Source organism: Croceicoccus hydrothermalis, assembly GCF_022378335.1.
Classification (GTDB): domain Bacteria; phylum Pseudomonadota; class Alphaproteobacteria; order Sphingomonadales; family Sphingomonadaceae; genus Croceicoccus; species Croceicoccus hydrothermalis.
Genome location: NZ_JAIQCI010000004.1, coordinates 83,074 through 100,124, shown reverse-complemented (window position 1 = coordinate 100,124; position 17,051 = coordinate 83,074). Strand labels below are relative to the sequence as shown.

18 protein-coding genes are annotated in these 17,051 nt (G+C 66.6%); 8 read left to right on the top strand and 10 right to left on the bottom strand.

Annotated features, from left to right (window positions below; genetic code table 11):
* The first annotated feature begins 44 nt into the window (after window positions 1-44).
* Window positions 45-2,135: a flagellar biosynthesis protein FlhA gene (locus tag K4G67_RS04530; RefSeq protein WP_239805192.1), complete on the top strand. Its 2,091-nt coding sequence runs from the start codon at window positions 45-47 to the stop codon at window positions 2,133-2,135.
* The gene (locus K4G67_RS04525) at window positions 2,132-2,857 is read left to right on the top strand and encodes a sigma-70 family RNA polymerase sigma factor (protein ID WP_239805191.1); all 726 of its coding nucleotides are present in this window, start codon (window positions 2,132-2,134) and stop codon (window positions 2,855-2,857) included. Before K4G67_RS04530 ends, K4G67_RS04525 begins: the two co-directional genes overlap by 4 nt.
* Window positions 2,858-2,932: 75 nt before the next feature.
* Here K4G67_RS04525 and K4G67_RS04520 read toward each other — a convergent pair whose 3' ends face one another.
* The 9 genes from K4G67_RS04520 to K4G67_RS04485 form a co-directional block, all read right to left on the bottom strand.
* Window positions 2,933-3,433 carry a DUF2141 domain-containing protein gene (locus K4G67_RS04520; RefSeq protein ID WP_239805190.1) on the bottom strand — a complete coding sequence of 167 codons (501 nt, stop codon included), beginning with the start codon at window positions 3,431-3,433 and terminating at the stop codon, window positions 2,933-2,935.
* An 8-nt stretch (window positions 3,434-3,441) separates the two neighbouring features.
* A complete protein-coding gene (locus K4G67_RS04515) occupies window positions 3,442-3,642 on the bottom strand; it encodes a hypothetical protein (RefSeq protein ID WP_239805189.1) in 201 nt (66 codons plus the stop codon).
* Window positions 3,639-4,859, bottom strand: a complete 1,221-nt coding sequence (locus K4G67_RS04510) for a nucleotidyltransferase domain-containing protein (protein ID WP_239805188.1) — start codon at window positions 4,857-4,859, stop codon at window positions 3,639-3,641. Before K4G67_RS04510 ends, K4G67_RS04515 begins: the two co-directional genes overlap by 4 nt.
* Window positions 4,856-6,631: an ABC transporter ATP-binding protein gene (locus tag K4G67_RS04505; RefSeq protein WP_239805187.1), complete on the bottom strand. Its 1,776-nt coding sequence runs from the start codon at window positions 6,629-6,631 to the stop codon at window positions 4,856-4,858. The genes K4G67_RS04510 and K4G67_RS04505 overlap by 4 nt, the downstream gene beginning before the upstream one ends.
* Complete coding sequence (locus K4G67_RS04500; RefSeq protein ID WP_239805186.1) at window positions 6,624-8,357, bottom strand: asparagine synthase-related protein; 1,734 nt, start codon at window positions 8,355-8,357, stop codon at window positions 6,624-6,626. The genes K4G67_RS04505 and K4G67_RS04500 overlap by 8 nt, the downstream gene beginning before the upstream one ends.
* A gap of 217 nt (window positions 8,358-8,574) precedes the next feature.
* A complete protein-coding gene (locus K4G67_RS17515) occupies window positions 8,575-8,703 on the bottom strand; it encodes a hypothetical protein (protein WP_275588743.1) in 129 nt (42 codons plus the stop codon).
* A 106-nt stretch (window positions 8,704-8,809) separates the two neighbouring features.
* On the bottom strand, window positions 8,810-9,238 hold the full coding sequence (locus tag K4G67_RS04495) for a lasso peptide biosynthesis B2 protein (protein ID WP_239805185.1): 429 nt from the start codon (window positions 9,236-9,238) through the stop codon (window positions 8,810-8,812).
* The gene (locus tag K4G67_RS04490) at window positions 9,235-9,510 is read right to left on the bottom strand and encodes a PqqD family protein (protein WP_239805184.1); all 276 of its coding nucleotides are present in this window, start codon (window positions 9,508-9,510) and stop codon (window positions 9,235-9,237) included. The genes K4G67_RS04495 and K4G67_RS04490 overlap by 4 nt, the downstream gene beginning before the upstream one ends.
* A complete protein-coding gene (locus K4G67_RS04485; protein WP_239805183.1) occupies window positions 9,510-10,433 on the bottom strand; it encodes a phosphoenolpyruvate carboxykinase (ATP) in 924 nt (307 codons plus the stop codon). Before K4G67_RS04485 ends, K4G67_RS04490 begins: the two co-directional genes overlap by 1 nt.
* Before the next feature lie 152 nt (window positions 10,434-10,585).
* Here K4G67_RS04485 and rpe point away from each other — a divergent pair, with 152 nt between their 5' ends.
* The 6 genes from rpe to K4G67_RS04455 all read left to right on the top strand — a co-directional run bounded on the left by rpe (window position 10,586) and on the right by K4G67_RS04455 (window position 16,279).
* On the top strand, window positions 10,586-11,248 hold the full coding sequence (gene rpe / locus K4G67_RS04480) for a ribulose-phosphate 3-epimerase (RefSeq protein ID WP_239805182.1): 663 nt from the start codon (window positions 10,586-10,588) through the stop codon (window positions 11,246-11,248).
* Window positions 11,241-13,166 (top strand): heparinase II/III family protein, encoded by a 1,926-nt coding sequence (locus tag K4G67_RS04475; protein ID WP_239805181.1) that lies wholly within the window; start codon window positions 11,241-11,243, stop codon window positions 13,164-13,166. The genes rpe and K4G67_RS04475 overlap by 8 nt, the downstream gene beginning before the upstream one ends.
* A gap of 130 nt (window positions 13,167-13,296) precedes the next feature.
* Window positions 13,297-14,883: a bifunctional phosphoribosylaminoimidazolecarboxamide formyltransferase/IMP cyclohydrolase gene (purH, locus tag K4G67_RS04470; protein ID WP_239805180.1), complete on the top strand. Its 1,587-nt coding sequence runs from the start codon at window positions 13,297-13,299 to the stop codon at window positions 14,881-14,883.
* Window positions 14,884-14,944: 61 nt separating this feature from the next.
* Entirely contained in the window at window positions 14,945-15,091 is a 147-nt protein-coding gene (locus K4G67_RS04465) for a hypothetical protein (protein WP_239805179.1), read from the top strand.
* 41 nt (window positions 15,092-15,132) lie between these two features.
* Window positions 15,133-15,768, top strand: coding sequence for a peptide-methionine (S)-S-oxide reductase MsrA (gene msrA, locus K4G67_RS04460; protein WP_239805372.1), 636 nt, complete (start codon window positions 15,133-15,135; stop codon window positions 15,766-15,768).
* Window positions 15,769-15,814: 46 nt separating this feature from the next.
* A complete protein-coding gene (locus tag K4G67_RS04455) occupies window positions 15,815-16,279 on the top strand; it encodes a Fur family transcriptional regulator (RefSeq protein ID WP_239805178.1) in 465 nt (154 codons plus the stop codon).
* 3 nt (window positions 16,280-16,282) lie between these two features.
* On the opposite strand, the gene K4G67_RS04450 is transcribed toward K4G67_RS04455, so the two are convergent.
* Window positions 16,283-16,918: a PilZ domain-containing protein gene (locus tag K4G67_RS04450; protein WP_239805177.1), complete on the bottom strand. Its 636-nt coding sequence runs from the start codon at window positions 16,916-16,918 to the stop codon at window positions 16,283-16,285.
* Between the last annotated feature and the right edge of the window lie 133 nt (window positions 16,919-17,051).

Here is a 17,051-nt window from a genome sequence, read left to right as displayed (position 1 = left end):
TGGAGAACGCTGCATCGAAAGCGCCTGGATTCCGGGCCGCGAGCATGGCCCTGCCGGTCGGTATCCTGACATTGATCACGCTGATGGTGCTGCCGATCCCGGCGGTGATGCTCGATGTGTTCTTCGTCCTCAACATCGCGCTTTCGGTGGCGGTGTTGATGGCGGCGATGAATGCGATGAAGCCGCTCGACTTCTCGTCCTTTCCATCGGTGCTGCTGTTTGCGACCCTGCTGCGGCTCGCGCTCAACGTCGCGTCCACCCGCGTCGTTCTGGTGAGCGGGCATGAGGGCGCGGGCGCGGCAGGCGATGTCATCGAAAGCTTTGGACAGTTCCTCGTCGGCGGGAATTTCGCGGTCGGTATCTTCGTCTTCGTCATCCTGCTCATCATCAACATGATCGTGATCACGAAGGGCGCGGGCCGCGTGTCCGAGGTCAGCGCACGTTTCACGCTCGACGCGCTTCCGGGCAAGCAGATGGCCATCGACAGCGACATCGCCGCCGGGCTGATGACCTCGGACGAGGCGAAGGCCCGCCGTGCCGAAGTCGCGACGGAGGCCGATTTCTACGGCGCGATGGACGGCGCGAGCAAGTTCGTGAAGGGCGACGCGATCGCGGCCCTGCTGATCCTGGCCGTTAATATCATCGCCGGTTTCTGCCTCGGCATGATCAGCCACGGGCTGACCGCGGCTCAGGCTGCGGAAAGCTATATCACCCTTGCCGTCGGCGATGCGCTCGTGGCGCAGGTGCCCGCGTTGCTATTGTCCATCGCGGCGGCGGTGATCGTCACGCGCGTCACGGACAAGAGCGACCTTGCCGGCCATATCGGCGGGCAGTTTTCCGACCCGCGCAGCTGGATGCCGGTCGCCGTTGTCATGGGTGCGCTGGGCATGATCCCGGCCATGCCGCAAAGCGTGTTCCTGCCAGCGGCAGCCATCGCCGGCTATCTGGCCTGGCACCTTAAGAAACGCGCCGCGCGTCCCGAACCCGTGGCGGAGGCGCCGCCGGTTTCGCCCGACCGCATCACGATGGAGGATGTGAGCGACCGCACGCTCATCACGATCGAGATGGGCTATGGTCTCGTCCATCTCGTCGACAAGACGAAGGGCGCGCCGCTGGTCGCGCGGATCACCGGCGTGCGGCGCCAGTTGTCGCAGACCTTCGGTTTCATCGTGCCGCAATTCCGGGTGCGCGATTCGCTCGACATCGATGCCAATGCCTATCGCGTCCTGCTGGGCGGGGTGCATATCGGCGGTGCCACGATACGGAGCGGGCGCGTGCTTGCCATCGACATCGGCGATGTGCGGCAGGGCCATGCGATCGAGGGGGAAGCCACCGCCGATCCCAGCTTTGGCTGTCCCGCCCTCTGGATCGAGGAGAGCGAGCGCGACCATGCCACGGCCGAGGGATTTCTGACCGTCGATCCCTCCACCGTGATCGCCACCCATCTCGATCAGCTTTTGTCGCGGCGCCCCGATGCGCTGCTCGGGCCGGAGGAGGTGCGCGCATTGCTCGACACGGTGAAGGAGGATTCGCCGGGCCTCGTCGAAGCGATCCATCCCGATCCGCTGTCGCTGTCGAAGCTGACCCGCGTGCTGCGGGCGCTGCTCGCCGATGGCATTTCGCTCGCGCATCCGCTTCCCGTGCTGTCCTCACTCGCCCTCGCCCTGCAGCAGACGCAGGATTTCGAGGCGCTGATCGACCGGGTGCGGATCGATATGGGCGGCTGGATCGTCGGAAAGATCTGCCCTTATGGCGAGGTGCTGCCGGTGGTGACGCTCGATGCGCGGCTGGAAAGCGCGATTTTGCAAGGCATGCGCGACCCCGCGACCGGGCAACCGATCATCGAGCCCGATCTTGCCGCCATGATCGGCGAACGCCTCGCCCGGATCAGCGCGGATCTCGCGCGGCGCGACACACCCGCCAACACGCCTACGCTCGTCGTGCAGCCGCCGGCCCGCCGCGCACTTAGTGCGCTGGTGCGCGCGCGTGCGCCCGATTGCGTGGTGATGGCGCTGGCCGAATTGCCCACCTCGCAGGCCGTCGAGGTCATCGCCGTCATCGGCGCCGAAGAAGAACAGGCTGAACCGCAAAACACCGAATCGCAAAACGCCCGGCAAGAGGAGCTTGCAGCATGAAGTTGGACCATCGACAGTTCCGCGCCGCCAGCGCCTATGGCACGCGCGACGGGGCAGAGGACCGGATACGCCGGTTCCTCCCCATGGTGCATCGCGCCGCCTGGCACATCAACGGGTCGGGGCGGGCCGGACTGGAGATCGACGATCTGGTTCAGGCCGGGATGGTCGCGCTCACCGAATGCGCGCGGCGGCACGACGGCCCGACCGAGGATGGCTTTGCCGCCTATGCCCGCATCCGGGTGCGGGGTGCGATGTTCGATGCGATCCGCCGCACGCTTCCCGATTCGCGCGGGGCGGTACGCCGCCGGCGGCAGCGCGAGGAGATGCGGCAGAAGCTCACCGGCGAGCTGGGCCGCGAGCCGGAGCGGGCCGAGCTGAATGCCGCGCTCGACCATATGCCGGGCGGGCACGGGGCCGACGAAATGCCGGTGCGGTTGACCTCGCTCGATGCGGATTACGACGATAAAGATGCGCGTTTCGCCGACGATACGCCCGATGCCTTCGACCTTTTGTCGGGCGCGCAGGACCGCAGCACGCTGATCGTCGCCATCACCCAGTTGCCCGAGCGGCAGCAACTCGTCCTGCAGCTCTATTTCACAGAGGAATTGAACCTGACCGAGATCGCCGCCGTCTTGGAGGTGTCGGTCCCCCGCGTGCATCAGATCAAGGCCGCCGCGCTCAAATCGTTGCGCGGCCTGCTGGAACAGGACGAAGCCGCCTGAGCGCGTGAAACGCCCCGCCGGCCATGGGGGCGGGCGGGGCAGTTCGTGTCCGGTGCGGTCAGGATGAACCGTGCATCACGGGTAGCGCATGTTGATGCGCGTCGCGAGGCCCGGCTTTGCCACGTTCAACCGTACCGAGCGGAAGGCAGGAAGGCCGGCAACGGTGCTCGGATTGTTGGTAAAGCCGAACCCTTCGGTCGGCAGGCCGAACGTGCTCCGGTCGATCTTCCGGTTGGCGTTTTCGTCGTGATAGACTGCGATCGCCCAGACCCCGTTCGACGGGAGCTTGAGGCAGGCCTTCGTCGTGCCCGCCTGCGCCGGAATGCGCTCGACATCGCGCGACCCGCCCTTTGCAAGGAACTTGCTGCGATCATCGTCATACAGCGTCAGCGTGACATAGCCGTTCGAATTCCTGACGCCCGCCACCTCGACATAGATCCAGCTGTTCCCGCTGGTATCGCCATTGCACCCGGCGGGGGCGGCATGGGCGGGTGCGGCGCCCAGCGCGAGGCCGCCGACACCGACCGCCATCGCGGCGACAGCCGCCTTGCCCCATTGGCCAAACTTCGTTTTCATCGTCTCGGTCATAATGTCCGGTCAGTCCTGATTACATGATGCGTCGGCAAAAGCTGCGCTGCGACCGTGCGCGGCGCAAGGTTTTTCGCAGCCAAAGTAACAACGAATCGCAAGGCCGTATCTGAAGACTTGTCGATCCTTGCCGCCGTAATGGCGGTTACACGGTGAATAGGCCCTGAATTTCCATGCCATACGGCGATGTCGGTCATCGCTGACGGGGGCGGTTGGTCCTTTCGCCACTTTCGTCGCTATCGGAAAGCCACCGCGAGAGATCTCCGCCGGCCTGCGCCTCGGACCTTGCGCGCGAGGTGCCGGCCTGCGCGATGGTGCGGATCGCCCTGTTGCCGAGCCAGCGCAGCCGACCTTCGGGTGCCGGCTCCGCAAAACCGGCGCTCAACCGTTCGAACATGGTCGAAACCATGCCGCCGCCCTGCGCGGCCTCGACCGCGAGCTTGACCTGATCGCGCGTCTCGAAATCCTGCAATATCAGGTTTTCGCCCCATGCCATCACGTCGTCCGGCACGGTGGCGGCGGCATTTCTGCCCGGGATCGAGCCGAAGTACCGTTCGACGAGCGCGAGAACGAGCATGGCACCCGATTCGTAACCGGCCTCCCGCGCGCGGGCGGCAAATTCGGTCCAGTCGATCGTGCTGTCGCGGCAGAGCATCGCGATATCCGACAGGGCAAGCGGGCCGCAATCGAAACGATGGTTATAGGCGGCATGCAGGATCTGATGGGCCAGCATGTGCTGTGCGCTGGGGTAACGGACCTCCTGCCCGCTCAGCTTGCGGGTCCGTGCCTCGGCGAGGATGTCCTCGGTCGCGATATGGGGCACGAAGGGGCCGCGCGGCTTTTGCGGTTCCATGATGCGATGATGCAATTCGATATGGCGGTCGAAAGCGGGAAAATAGATCGGATCGACGTGCTTTTCGCGCAGTGCGCGCGCGATGGCCGCGTCCCGATCGTCGGGAACGACACAGCCCATCTGCGCCATCACCGACAATGCGGCCGATAGATCGTCCGGCGCGACCAGTATGTCGACATCGCGCATCGGGCGCAGCGCCTCGTTCGGATAGTCGAAGAAGGCGAGCTGTGCGCCTTTCAGCGCCACCATCGGCACGCCCGCGTCGGCAAAGCCATTGGCTAGGCGCACGATCGCCGCCTTCGCGGTCAGCGCGCCGATCACGCCGGCCTGATACGCCCGCCGCCATCCTTCGCGCAGGGAGCCGGGCATCGGCCATTGCGGATCGGCATGCTCCGCCCGCATGTGCAGCCAGGGATAGAGGCGGTGCTGAAACGCCATGGCGTCGATCGCGTCCCAGTCGCCATCGGACAGTTCGGCCAGGGTCACAGGGTCCGGATCGGCGATGGCCGGGGCCATCAATGCCATCAACAGCGCCTTGAGCTCCTCGATCGGGCGTATCATGCCGCATCCTCCCTGCCGCTTCGTATGTCGACGATGCGCCCCTCGGCCAGTTCGACGATGCGGTCGACATTCTTGATCAACGATCCGCGATGGCCGATGATGACAATCGCGCGGCTTGTGCGCAACTGGCGAATGGCCCGGGCGATCGCCGCCTCGCTTCCTGCATCCAGCGCGCTCGTCGCCTCGTCGAGGATGAGCAGCGCCGGATCGCGCAGCAACGCGCGGGCGAGCGCGATCCGCTGCCTCTCGCCGCCCGAAAGCTGCCGCCCGGCATCGCCGACCGGCGTGTCCATTCCCATCGGCAGGTCGAGCACGAATTCCGCCGCCGCCATGCGCAGCGCACGCTCCAGATGCGCATCGTCCGCATCCGGTTCGGCCCAGCGCAGACTGTCCCGCACGCTGGCGTTGAAGAGCACGGCTTCCTGATGGACATAGGCGACGTGACGGCGCCACGCCCGCCGTTCCGCATGGCCCACCGCTTTCCCGTCGAGGAGGAGCGCGCCCGCGTCCGGCCGCGTCAATCCGCCGAGCATGTCGGCGAGCGTCGTCTTGCCTGCGCCCGAGGCTCCGATCAGCGCGATCGTCTCGTCCGACCTTATGGCAAGATCGGCATCGTGCAGAGCGGCGGCATCGCGCCCTTCGTGCCGCACCGTCGCGCCCCGCACCGCAATGGTGTGCAAGGGCCGCGCGACGACGGTGCCATCGTCGGGTTCGGCGGTGGCATCGGCACGCGCGATCAGCTGCTGTGCCTCCTGCGCCGCGGGAACGGCATGCGACCAGTTCGCCCAGCTCGTCTGCAGCGTGTCGAGGAGGGGAACCGCGCGCGCGAAAAGCGCGACCAGCGGGATCAGCACGGCCGCCTCCACCCCGCGCGATAACGCGATTCCCGCCACCAGTGCGAGCACGCCCGCCGCGCCGATATGGAGCATCGCCTGACCCAGCCCGGCCATACGCTGAAACGCGATCTGCGTCTCGCGGACCGAGCGAAAGCCGCGGGTGAGCGCGCGCGCGCTCGCCTCCTCCTGCCCAAAGCTCTTGATGAGACGCAGCGCGCCCAGCCCTTCGCCGAGGCGGGCATGGACGGCCTGATGCGCGAGGTTGAGTTCCTTGCCCATCATGCGCGCCCGGCGCCGCAACCGCGCATAGAACGCGAGCACGACCAGCCCGCCCCCACCGATGCCCAGTGCGAGCAGCGGCGAAAGCAGCAGCGCCGCGAGCCCGAGCGCCCCGAACGCCACGAGCGCCGACATCGTCTGAACCAGGCTGCGAAAGCCGAAGCCCAGCATGTTCACATGGTCGAGGATCAGGCTGCTGTTGTCGGCAAGGCGCAGGCTTGACGCAAAACGCAAATCCGCGTTGAGCAATGCGCGGTAGATCCGGTCCCGCAACCCGTCGACCAGCGTGAGTTCGAGCCGCGCCGCCTGCATCCCCTGCGCGTATTTGAGCGCGGCGCGCAACGCGACCAGCGCCACGAACGCAAGCAGCAGCGGACCGATGCGCAGCGGTATGCCGACCGCCGCGATGGCATCGGAAACATGCGCCACGATGCCCCCCGGCGCCGCGCCCTCGGCCATGATGGCGAGCAGCGGCACGAGCATCACGATGCCCAGCCCTTCGGTCAGCGATGCCGCGACGATCGCAGCGAATACCAGCACGACCGACCCGTGCGGCACCAACCGCCAGACGAACGCGAGCGGACCGAGCCCGCGCGCCGCGCCCGCCCCCGCTTCAGGCCCCGCCCCCGGTCCGGACCCAGCTCCCGGTTCAGACATCGTTGCGGCCATCGACGTAATTGGCAAAGCGCGCCGCAACCACGGCCGCGCTGATCGCGTTGAAAAGATCGCTGCGCGCGGTGCCTGTCACCGGCTCGCTCTCCGGCCAATCGGCAAGAAGGGCGCGCGCACGGTCCACGTCGATGATCCGGGCAAGGTCGGGGTGATCGCCAATCCGGTCGATCTCGGCGCGCAATTCGGAAAGGCGCGGCGTCATGCGCGCATGCCAGTCGGCATGGTGCAGGCCGTAATCGCGCATCTCCGCCTGCCGCGCGGGCATTCGCCCCTTCGCCAGGCGCCGGCCGAGATATCTCTGCGTTCCGCCGCGCACATATTGCGTCGTGGGCAGGCCGTGGCACAGCTCGATCAGCGGGCGGTATCGCGGGATGCTGCGCAGGCGAATGCCGAAGACCTGTTCGTGCGCGGCGCCCATTTCCGTGCCCAGGTCGGCCATTTGCCAGCAATGGTCGATGAACTCGCGGCGGGAGCGGAACCATTCGTCGTCGAGCCGCCCGCGCGACCGTTCGCGCCGTTCGCGAAGGCGCAGGGCACCGGCGAGTTCGGGCCGGATCAGGTGATCCGCGTGCGGCGCGGAATGCACCAGCCTGCGCAACGTCTTGCGCAGGCGAGCCGGCAATTGCGGCAATACCGAACGGGCCAGCACGCGGCGCGCCATCGGGCGGCTGTCGCCCGGATGATCGCGCAGCATCTGCCACAGCTCGCCCCACTCGCCGGTACGCAGAAACTCGCTAAAGGCCCAGCGGCCGTCGATGCTGAATGTCTGGTTTCCGAAATCGGCGGAAAAGAGCCAGTCGCATCCATGATCCGTCGCCGCCTGCATCGGCCCGTGATAGGCCGCCGTCAGGTTCATGTGCCGATGCGCGGTATCCGCCGCGATGAACAATCGGTCGAGCCTGCTGTCGAAACCGATGTCGCGATTGTCGGTGAAATGCGGGTCGAGCCGGGGATGCATCGCGGCATAGGCCTCGACCAGCGGGCGTTCGTCGGCAAAACTGCCCGCCGGCACATGGCCGTCCCATTCGGGAAGCGTGGTGAAGGTGAACGACGCGAGGCGCGCTCTCTCCGGCATTTGCGCCATCAGCACATCCGCGACCGTTGCCGAATCGAGCCCGCCCGACAGCATGATCCCCGGCTTTTTCGCGGGGCGCAGCGCAGCCGCGCACGCCTCGCCAAGCTTTTCGGCGACCGCATCGACATAATTGCCGTCGTTTTTCAGTCGGATCGCCGGAATATCGTGGGGATCGTACCACCGGTCGATCGCCGCGCCATCGGGCGACACGGTGACGATACTGCCCAAGGGCACCCGGTGCAGGCCGCGATAGAAATATTCGGTGCGGCCAATATCGTGGTCCGACCCGTGGAGCATTTCCGCCATGCGATCGGGCAAAAGCGATTTGGGAAAGCCGGCAGCGAATATGGGCCGGGGAATCGACGCGGCGGCGGCGGCATCGCGGTCCGCAGCCCAGAACAAGGCCTGCTGGCTCCACGGCGAACGGGACAGGCGAAGCGAGCGGTCGCGTTCCACGACGATTCCGACATAGCTGCCGACAATTCGCCGTTCGGCATCGTCGCCCCATGCATCGAGCGCGGCGCCATAAAGCGCGGCATCGTCACCGCCTGAAAAATCGAGCTCGGCCTTCAGCGAATCGGCATTGTCGATCCAGCCGTCGAGCAGAACGGGCCGCCCGGACAAGGAAAGAGCCACGCGCCAGCCCTTTCGGGGCCGTCCGCGTGGCGTCTTTAACTAGGCGAAAACCGCCCCTTCGGTCACCTGGCTATCGGCTTCGCATCCGGCAAAGAGTCCGAGCGATCGGGCAATGCGCTCCGGCTGTAGCCAAGACGAATCGTCCCAGCTCATTCCAATTGCAATCATTGCCGGTCGATAGACTCAACCAGGGATCACCGAAACCTTTTCGTCGCGATCAGCTGTTCGCGACCGAACCACTGCTCCGGCCCTGGTTCTGGACGGTGCCGTTGCCGGCGACGTCCGCCATCGTGCCGAGAACGCGCAGTTCGGGGCGGGGCCATGCTTTCGTCGTGGTCTTGGTCATAACACTATTACTTGATAATGATACTCAAGGCTTTGGTTTACAAAGCGTTAAAGCGCGTTGCATGGTTTGCCGCGCCGCAGCAATGCCCGCGTTATCGCCCCGCGTTTCATGGATCAAAGCGGGACGCCATCGAAATGATCGGGACATGCCTTGCATTGCTGTCGCCGATTTCGATTCCGCGCCAGCTCGTGATCCAGGCATGGAGCCTGTCCTCGGTATCTTCCGCGGCGCCCGGCAGGAACCCTATGGTCAGAACGGATGGCAGTTTCCGGCGCGAAAGCATCCATTGCAGCGCCATCGCCTGCGGCAGGCAGATCGCGCCGGGCACGTAAGCGGCTCCGCGCCGAATCGCGGCGCGGCACCCGCGGATCCTGTCATCGGCGTCGGATCGCGCCGGTCGCGCAACCACCCGGTCATGCGCGACGGGCGTGCCGAGCATCGTTTTCCAACTCGCAAAGGGCACAAGGGCGATAAAAATACGAGCCGCGGCGAGGAGCGCGATCGCCTCGGCGACCCTCAGCCGGTGGCGAATCACGAAAGGCGTCGCTCCGCAATGAGCCCGGCATCCGACAGCGAGTCGAGAAACGCGATCACATCGTGCGCGACGTCGCCCGGCGCAACGCCGTAATCGTCCGCGACCACGGCAACGATCGCATCCCGGTCGCGCGCGCCGTCGATCGCGGTCCAGATCGCCAGCCCGCTTTCGCGCAGGGAATAGAATTTCCCGTCCGAAAGCTTCATCAGCACCGATTCGCCGTCGATCTCGGTTTCGACATAGGCGGACGGGCATTTTTCGATCACGGTCATCACAGCAGCCGTTCTTCAAGGCATCGCTGCGTAAAATCAAGCATTTGTGGGAAACGATCCGGGTCCATCGGCCGGGTCAGCCGCCAGCACGGCACCGCCGATGCCAGCGTGACCAACGCCCGCAGCCGCCCCGCCGGGCCGTCGAGCGATGCCACCTCGTGCAGCCGGGCGATGTAATGATCGTCGTTGAGCGCCGCGATCTTCTCCCCGCCGTGCAGCGGATCGAACGCGAAATCCGCGCCGGTCGCGAGCACGACGATCCCGGCGAGCGGGCAGGGTTCGTCCTGTGCCGGGCCCGCCTGCGCCACGTAATGCTTGCGATAATTGGGCGATACGATGTCCCCCGCCTCTGCCCCGGTCATGGCGACCGCATCGGGCCAGAGTTTCATCCGCTTGTGTCCCGGCAGGCAGATCGGCGCGGGTTTCGGCCCGCCATCGTCGGCCCCGCGATATCCGGCCTCGCCATCACCGAACCGGCCATCCGGCATGGCGAGGATCAACGTGTCATCGGCAAGCAGGCCCATGCCCCGCGACGCCAGCCCTGCGCTCAATGTCGATTTCCCCGCGCCAGATGGCCCGGTGATGGCGATCGCGCGCCCGTTCGCCACGACGGCGGAGGCATGCACCGGATACAGCCCGTTCATGCAGGCGACCGCCGCATGGGTGGTGCCCGACAGATAGAGGTCTAGCCTGCGCTCGGCATCGGCGGTCGCGACATGCACGCAAATGCCGCGGCCCGTTTTGTAATAGACCGTGCAGCCGCCCGCCCGGAGCAGGAATTCGTCGCCGATGAGCAACCATTGCCCCTCCGCGACGCGCTGGCCGCCGATGGTGTCGGGGACGGGGCCGTGCCGAATGCGCGTCTCCCGCCGAATCAGCGCGGCGGCGCGTTGACCCCGATCCTGCGCACCCGACCCGTCCATGCCTGATCCGCTATCCCGCCCCGCGGCGCGTGGCAAGCGGGACATGATTGGACGATGCGGCGCGACCGGGCACCCGGCACGAGGCGCGAACCGTGTTTAAAACGCGACGATCCCGCTTGTGCGTTTCAACCGCGGGGGAGTAAGGGCAGGCCATGCCGATTCCATTGATTTCCCCATCCATTCTGTCCGCCGATTTCGCCCGCCTGGGCGAGGAGGTGCGCGCCATCGACGCCGCCGGCGCCGACTGGATCCATGTCGACGTGATGGACGGGCATTTCGTGCCCAACATCACCATCGGACCTGCCGTGGTAAAGGCGCTTCGCCCGCATAGCGACAAACCCTTCGACGTGCATCTGATGATCAGCCCGGTGGACTCCTATCTCGAAGCGTTTGCCGAGGCCGGCGCCGACATCATCACCGTCCACCCCGAAGCCGGCCCCCACACCCATCGCACGGTGCAGGCGATCAGGGCGCTGAACAAGAAGGCGGGCATATCGCTCAACCCCGCGACGCCGGCAAAGATGCTCGACTATCTCATCGACGAGATCGACCTCGTGTTGGTGATGAGCGTCAATCCCGGCTTTGGCGGGCAGAGCTTCATCGCCTCGCAATTGAAGAAGATCGAGGCGGTGCGCCGCATGATCGACAAATCGGGCCGCGACATCAGGCTGGAGGTGGACGGCGGCGTCAATGCCGAAACCGCGCGCCAGTGCGTCGATGCGGGGGCGGATGTGCTCGTCGCCGGGTCCGCCACGTTCAAGGGCGGGGCCGATCGCTACGCGGCGAATATCGCGGCGCTCAAGAATCATGGGTAAGGTGTGGACCGGTGGCGATCCCAACGATCCGGTGCGCACCGCGGGTGAGGACCGTCCATCGCTGTCCGCTGGGCTGGAACGGAGTCCTGCGTGGACGCCGCACCGGGGCATTGCGCGCATGACCCATGACGACCGCCCGCAGGTCGCCGACGATCCGGCGCACGGCGCGCCGCGCGATCCGGAGCACGGCCCGATGAAGGCCGCCCCGCGCGACATGCGGGGGGAGCCGGCCCTGCCCGATCTTCGTCCACCGCAGCTCGGCGCGGTCGACCGGGCCATCCGCTTTGCCTATGCGCAGGGCGTGTCGGCGCGCACGCTGACCCATCCGTTCCGTAAACCGGCGCGGCTGCGCCTGCTCGCCACGGTGGCGGAACCGGTGCCCGGCGAACGCGCCGCGGGCATGGCGCTTCGGGCCGGACATTTCCTCGTCGCGGGAAAGCGCGTCGCGATCGATGGCTTTACCGGGCGCACGTTGACGCCGCTGGCCGCGTCCTACGTCCATCGTTTCGCGTGGCTGCCCGATCTGGAGGCGGCGGGCCCGCGCGACCGGATTACCGAGGTGGCGGAGGAGATCCTGCGCCGCTGGTTGCTGGTCCATCACGAGATCGGCGAAACGCCGGCATGGGGCGTGGCCGATACGGGGCACCGGCTGATGAACTGGCTCGTGCATGCGCCGCTGCTGCTGTCGGGCGGGGACAAGATGTTCCGCGCCAGCCTGCTGCGCCATGTCGCGGCGACGGCGTCGTGGCTCGACCGGCAGACGGGCCGCTCGCTCACGGCGGCGGATGCCATTCCCGCTTGGGCCGGGCTGACCGCGGCGGGCCTGCTCCTGCCGGAGGGCAAGCCGCGGCGGCTTTATGCCGAGGCGGGGCTGATTTCCGCGCTGGGCGACGCGGTGGGCGAGGATGGCGGCATGCTGTCGCGCCGCCCGACCGATCAGATGGAAACGATCGTCCTGCTGCTCCGCGTGATGGCCTGCTATCGCGCGTGCCGGATGGAACCGCCGCCGCAGATGGAGGCGTTCCTCGCCATGACCATGCGTGCGCTGCTCGCGCTGACCCATGCCGACGGTTCGCTCGGCAGCTGGCAGGGCGCGCTCCCGGTCGCGGCCGGACGCATCGGACAGCTGCTCAATGCCGCGAACCTGCGCAACCGGCCGCTGCGCGATGCAGGGCCGTGGGGGTATCAGCGCATGGCCGCCGGACAGGCCGTGGTGCAGTTCGACAGCGCGCCCCCGCCCGCCGGCCGGACGGGACATGGGCAGGAAACGGCCGCGGCATGCGCCTCCACCCTCGCCATCGAATTCAGCCACAGGGACCAGCGTATCGTCGTCAATTGCGGCGGCGCGAGCGTTGCGGGCGGGGCGGTGCCGATGCGCATCCGCGACGGGCTGCGCTCCACCGCTGCGCATTCGACGCTTGTCCTCCACGATTCCGATTCGACCGAGCTTCGCGAGGACGGCACGATGGGCGCCGGCGTGCGCGAGGTGCAGCTCGAACGCGACCGTGCCGAGGCGGGCGAGGCGATGTGCGGTATCCACGACGGCTATCTCGCGCGGTGGGGGCTGATCCACGAACGGCAATTGTCGCTGGCGAAGACCGGGCTTCTGTTCGAAGGCATCGACATATTGACGCCGAAGAACCGCCGCGCGCGCAAGGGCACGCACCCGTTCGACATCCGCTTTCACCTCGGCCCCGGCGTCGGGGTCGAACAAGCGGCGCATGGCGGGGGCATGACATTGTCGCTGCCCGACGGCAGCTTCTGGCGCTTTCACAGTCCGGACGTGCCGGTCGCGGTGGAGGAAAGCCTTTGGGTCGATGCCGATGGCCGTCCGCAGAACGTGCAGCAGCTCGTCCTGTCCGAAACCGTCGATGGCAGGGGCGGCGCGATCCGCTGGAGCTTCGAACGGATGAAGTAAGCGGCGTTCCCCCGCCCGCCGCCGATGGGGCAAAAGCCTGGCCGCGCGACCGCGCGCTTGACCTGTGGGCGGCGGGGCTTATGGGCGCAGCGTGATCCCCCGTCCCGACGCCAGAGGAACCGCAAGCCCCATGACCGATCTCGTCCCCGTCCGCCGTGCCCTGCTGTCCGTATCGGACAAGACGGGCCTTGCCGATCTTGGCCAGGCGCTTGCCGAGCGGGGGGTGGAGCTGGTGTCCACCGGCGGCACCGCGCGCACGCTGCGCGAGGCGGGGCTGACCGTGAAGGACGTGTCCGACATCACCGGCTTTCCCGAAATGATGGACGGGCGGGTCAAGACGTTGCACCCGATGGTGCATGGCGGTCTGCTCGCCGTGCGCGACAATCCCGATCACGCCGCGGCGATGAAGGAGCATGGCATCGGCGCAATCGATCTCGTCGTCGTCAATCTCTACCCATTTGCCGAAACGGTGAAGAGCGGGGCGGACCGCGACACGGTGATCGAGAATATCGACATCGGCGGCCCGTCGATGGTGCGTTCGGCGGCAAAGAACCATGCCTATGTCGCGATGCTCACCGATCCTGCCGATTACGACGAATTGCTGAATCAGATCGACGCGGGCGGCACGACGCTGTCCTTCCGCAAGCGCATGGCGGCCAAGGCGTTCGCCGCCACCGCCGCCTATGACGCCGCGATCAGCCAGTGGTTCGCCTATGTCGATCAGGAGGAACGCTTTCCCCCCCGCCGCGCGATGGCGAGCCGGCTCGTCACCCCGCTCCGCTATGGCGAGAACCCGCATCAGAAGGCGGCGCTCTATGTGCCGGAGGGGCCGCATGTCGCCGGCCTGCCGCAGGCCGAGCAGGTGCAGGGCAAGGCCTTGTCCTACAACAATTACAACGATGCCAACGCGGCGCTCGAACTGGTGGCGGAATTTGCGGGCGGCCCGCCGACCGTCGTCATCGTGAAGCATGCCAACCCGTGCGGCGTCGCCACCGCCGATACGCTGGCCGAGGCATGGGACCGGGCGCTGGCGTGCGATTCGGTGTCGGCATTCGGCGGCATCGTCGCGGTCAATCGCCCGCTCGACGGCGCGACGGCGGAGCGTATCGCGAAGATATTTACCGAAGTGGTCGTGGCCCCCGGCGCCGATGACGACGCCCGCGCGGTGTTCGCGAAAAAGAAGAACCTGCGCCTTCTCCTCGCCGACGGGTTGCCCGATGCACGCCGCCCCGGCGTGACGCAGATCGTGATCGCGGGCGGATTGCTGGTACAGGACCGCGATGCCGCCCATGTCAGCCCCGCCGATCTGAAGGTCGTGACGAAGCGCGCACCCACCGATGCGGAGCTGAAGGACTGCCTCTTCGCGTGGACCGTTGCCCGCCACGTCAAGTCGAACGCCATCGTCTATGCCAAGGACGGGCAGACCGCCGGCATCGGCGCGGGGCAGATGAACCGCCGCGACAGCGCGCGCATCGCTGCGATGAAAGCCGCCGAGGCCGCCGAAACCTACGGCTGGGCCGAGGCGAAGACGGTCGGCAGCGCGGTGGCATCGGATGCGTTCTTCCCCTTTGCCGACGGGCTTCTCGCCGCGTCGGAGGCGGGCGCCACCGCGGTGATTCAGCCCGGCGGCTCGATCCGCGACGACGAGGTGATCGCCGCCGCGGACGAGGCAGGGCTGGCCATGGTGTTCACCGGGATGCGGCATTTTCGCCATTGATGCGAGCGGGTTAGGGGCGGAGCGACGTTCAGCGCGGGGTCAGCACGGATCGGGTAGAAACGTGCTCATGAAAACCCAGACCGCCGCCCTGTCCCAAACCGCCCTCGTGTCCCGCCTCGCGCTTGGCTTCGGCCTTGGCGCGGGATTGCTGTCCTTCATCAACGGTCATGCGTTCATTGCGCCCGTCGCGGCAATGGTGGCGTCGTGATCGGCTTTGCGCGAAACGTCGCACTGGGCGTGTCGGCGGCCATGCTGGCATCATGCATGACCCCGGCGATGGCAGCGGAAGAACCGGTGCATGCGCCCGCCGCGATCGCCCCGGCAAGCGAGCACGGCATGCAGACGGCGATCTTCGCCGGCGGCTGTTTCTGGGGCGTGGAGGCGGTGTTCAGCCATGTGAAAGGCGTAAAAAGCGCGATCTCGGGCTATCACGGCGGGACGAAGGCCAACGCCGATTACCGCACGGTCAGCGCAGGCGGCACCCGCCATGCCGAGGTGGTGAAGATCACCTACGACCCGTCCGTCGTGCGCTACGACGAATTGCTGCGCATCTATTTCTCGGTCGTGGCCGATCCGACCCTGCTTAACCGACAGGGACCCGATCGCGGCCCGCAATATCGCAGCGCCATCGTCCCGACGAGCCGGCACCAGGCAAAAATCGCCCGCGGCTATATTGCGCAGCTTGAAAAGGCGGGCCTGTGGGACCGTCCCATCGTGACCCGGCTGGAGCGATTGCAGACATTCTACCCGGCCGAAACCTATCATCAGGATTTCGCGCTCAAGAATCCGCGCCACGGCTATATCGTCCGGTGGGATGCCCCGAAAGTTCGCAATCTGCAGGCGATGTATCCCGACGATTACCGGGCGCGCTTCGTCACTGGATAACGGCGCCGCATTTGCCAGCGTGCGCCGGGCCACCTATATGATGGTCATGTCCTGCTCCGCTCACCCGCATGTCGAACATCATGGAACCGCCCTTGTTACAGAGGCGCGCGGCGTGTTGACCGACGCGGGCGAACAATGGACCGACATGCGCGCACGGGTGTTCGACGCGCTTGCGAATCGCGATGCGCCGGCGTCGGCTTACGACATTGCCGAAACACTCTCCGCATCGGAGGGGCGGCGCGTTGCGGCCAATAGCGTGTATCGCATTCTCGACCTGTTCGTGCGAACCAATCTGGCAAATCGGATCGAAAGCGCCAATGCCTATCTGGTGAACAGCCATCCCGGGTGCCGACACGATTGCATTTTCCTGATCTGCGACCATTGCGGGAAGGCGGAGCATGTCGATGACGACCGGCTGACCCATTCGCTTCGCGAGGCGGCGGACAAGGCGGGTTTTTCCGATGTGCGCCCGGTCGTCGAACTGCGCGGTATCTGCGCGGCCTGCAAGTAGGCGCTACGCATCGCGGGCGTAGATTTCGCCTGCGTCCCCGCCTGCCTGCTGCTGCATCACGCGCACGGCGCGCGCCATCGCCTCGAAATGGAAGGTTTCCACGAAGGCGAGACCATATTCGCGGTCTTTGCGCCAGCGCACGGTCGCGACCACGTCGCCCAGCTCGGGAATGGCGAGTTTGAGCCGCTGATCAATGGCGAAATGGGCGGCGCATTCGATGCAGGCCCCTTCGTGCGAGAGATTGCGGATGGTGACGTCCTGCGTCCCGCTCAGCGCCTGAACCTGGCTCACAACCGAAACGGCGACGCGGATCGCGCGTTTTTCATAAGGCCCCTGCGGACACAGCAGCCTTTGCCGGTCGGCCTGCTCGCAAAGGCGAAATCCCGCTTCGGTCCCACGTTGCCAGATCAGCATCACGGTGACCGTCTCCCCGTCGCCAAACGCCAGCGTCATCGGCGATACGCGCATCGGAACAGGCCCGAAGAGCCGTACCCGAAGCCGGTCCTCGCCCACTTCGCGCAGGACGCAGGGAAACTCGCCGCTGTCGCCGACAAGTTTCGCAAAGCGGATGATCGTGGTCCGGCCGTCCCCGCCGTCATCGAAGGGGGCGGGTCGGGTAAAGCTGTTCGTCTGCTGCATGGTTCGCATTGCCCCTGTTCGCGCCCCGGTCGACAAGCTCATCGCACCGAAGCGCGAAACCCGTCTTCCATCCGGGGTAAGGGGAATTGGTTAAGGAGGCGTTTGCAAATACTAAAGATCGGTCCGAAAACGG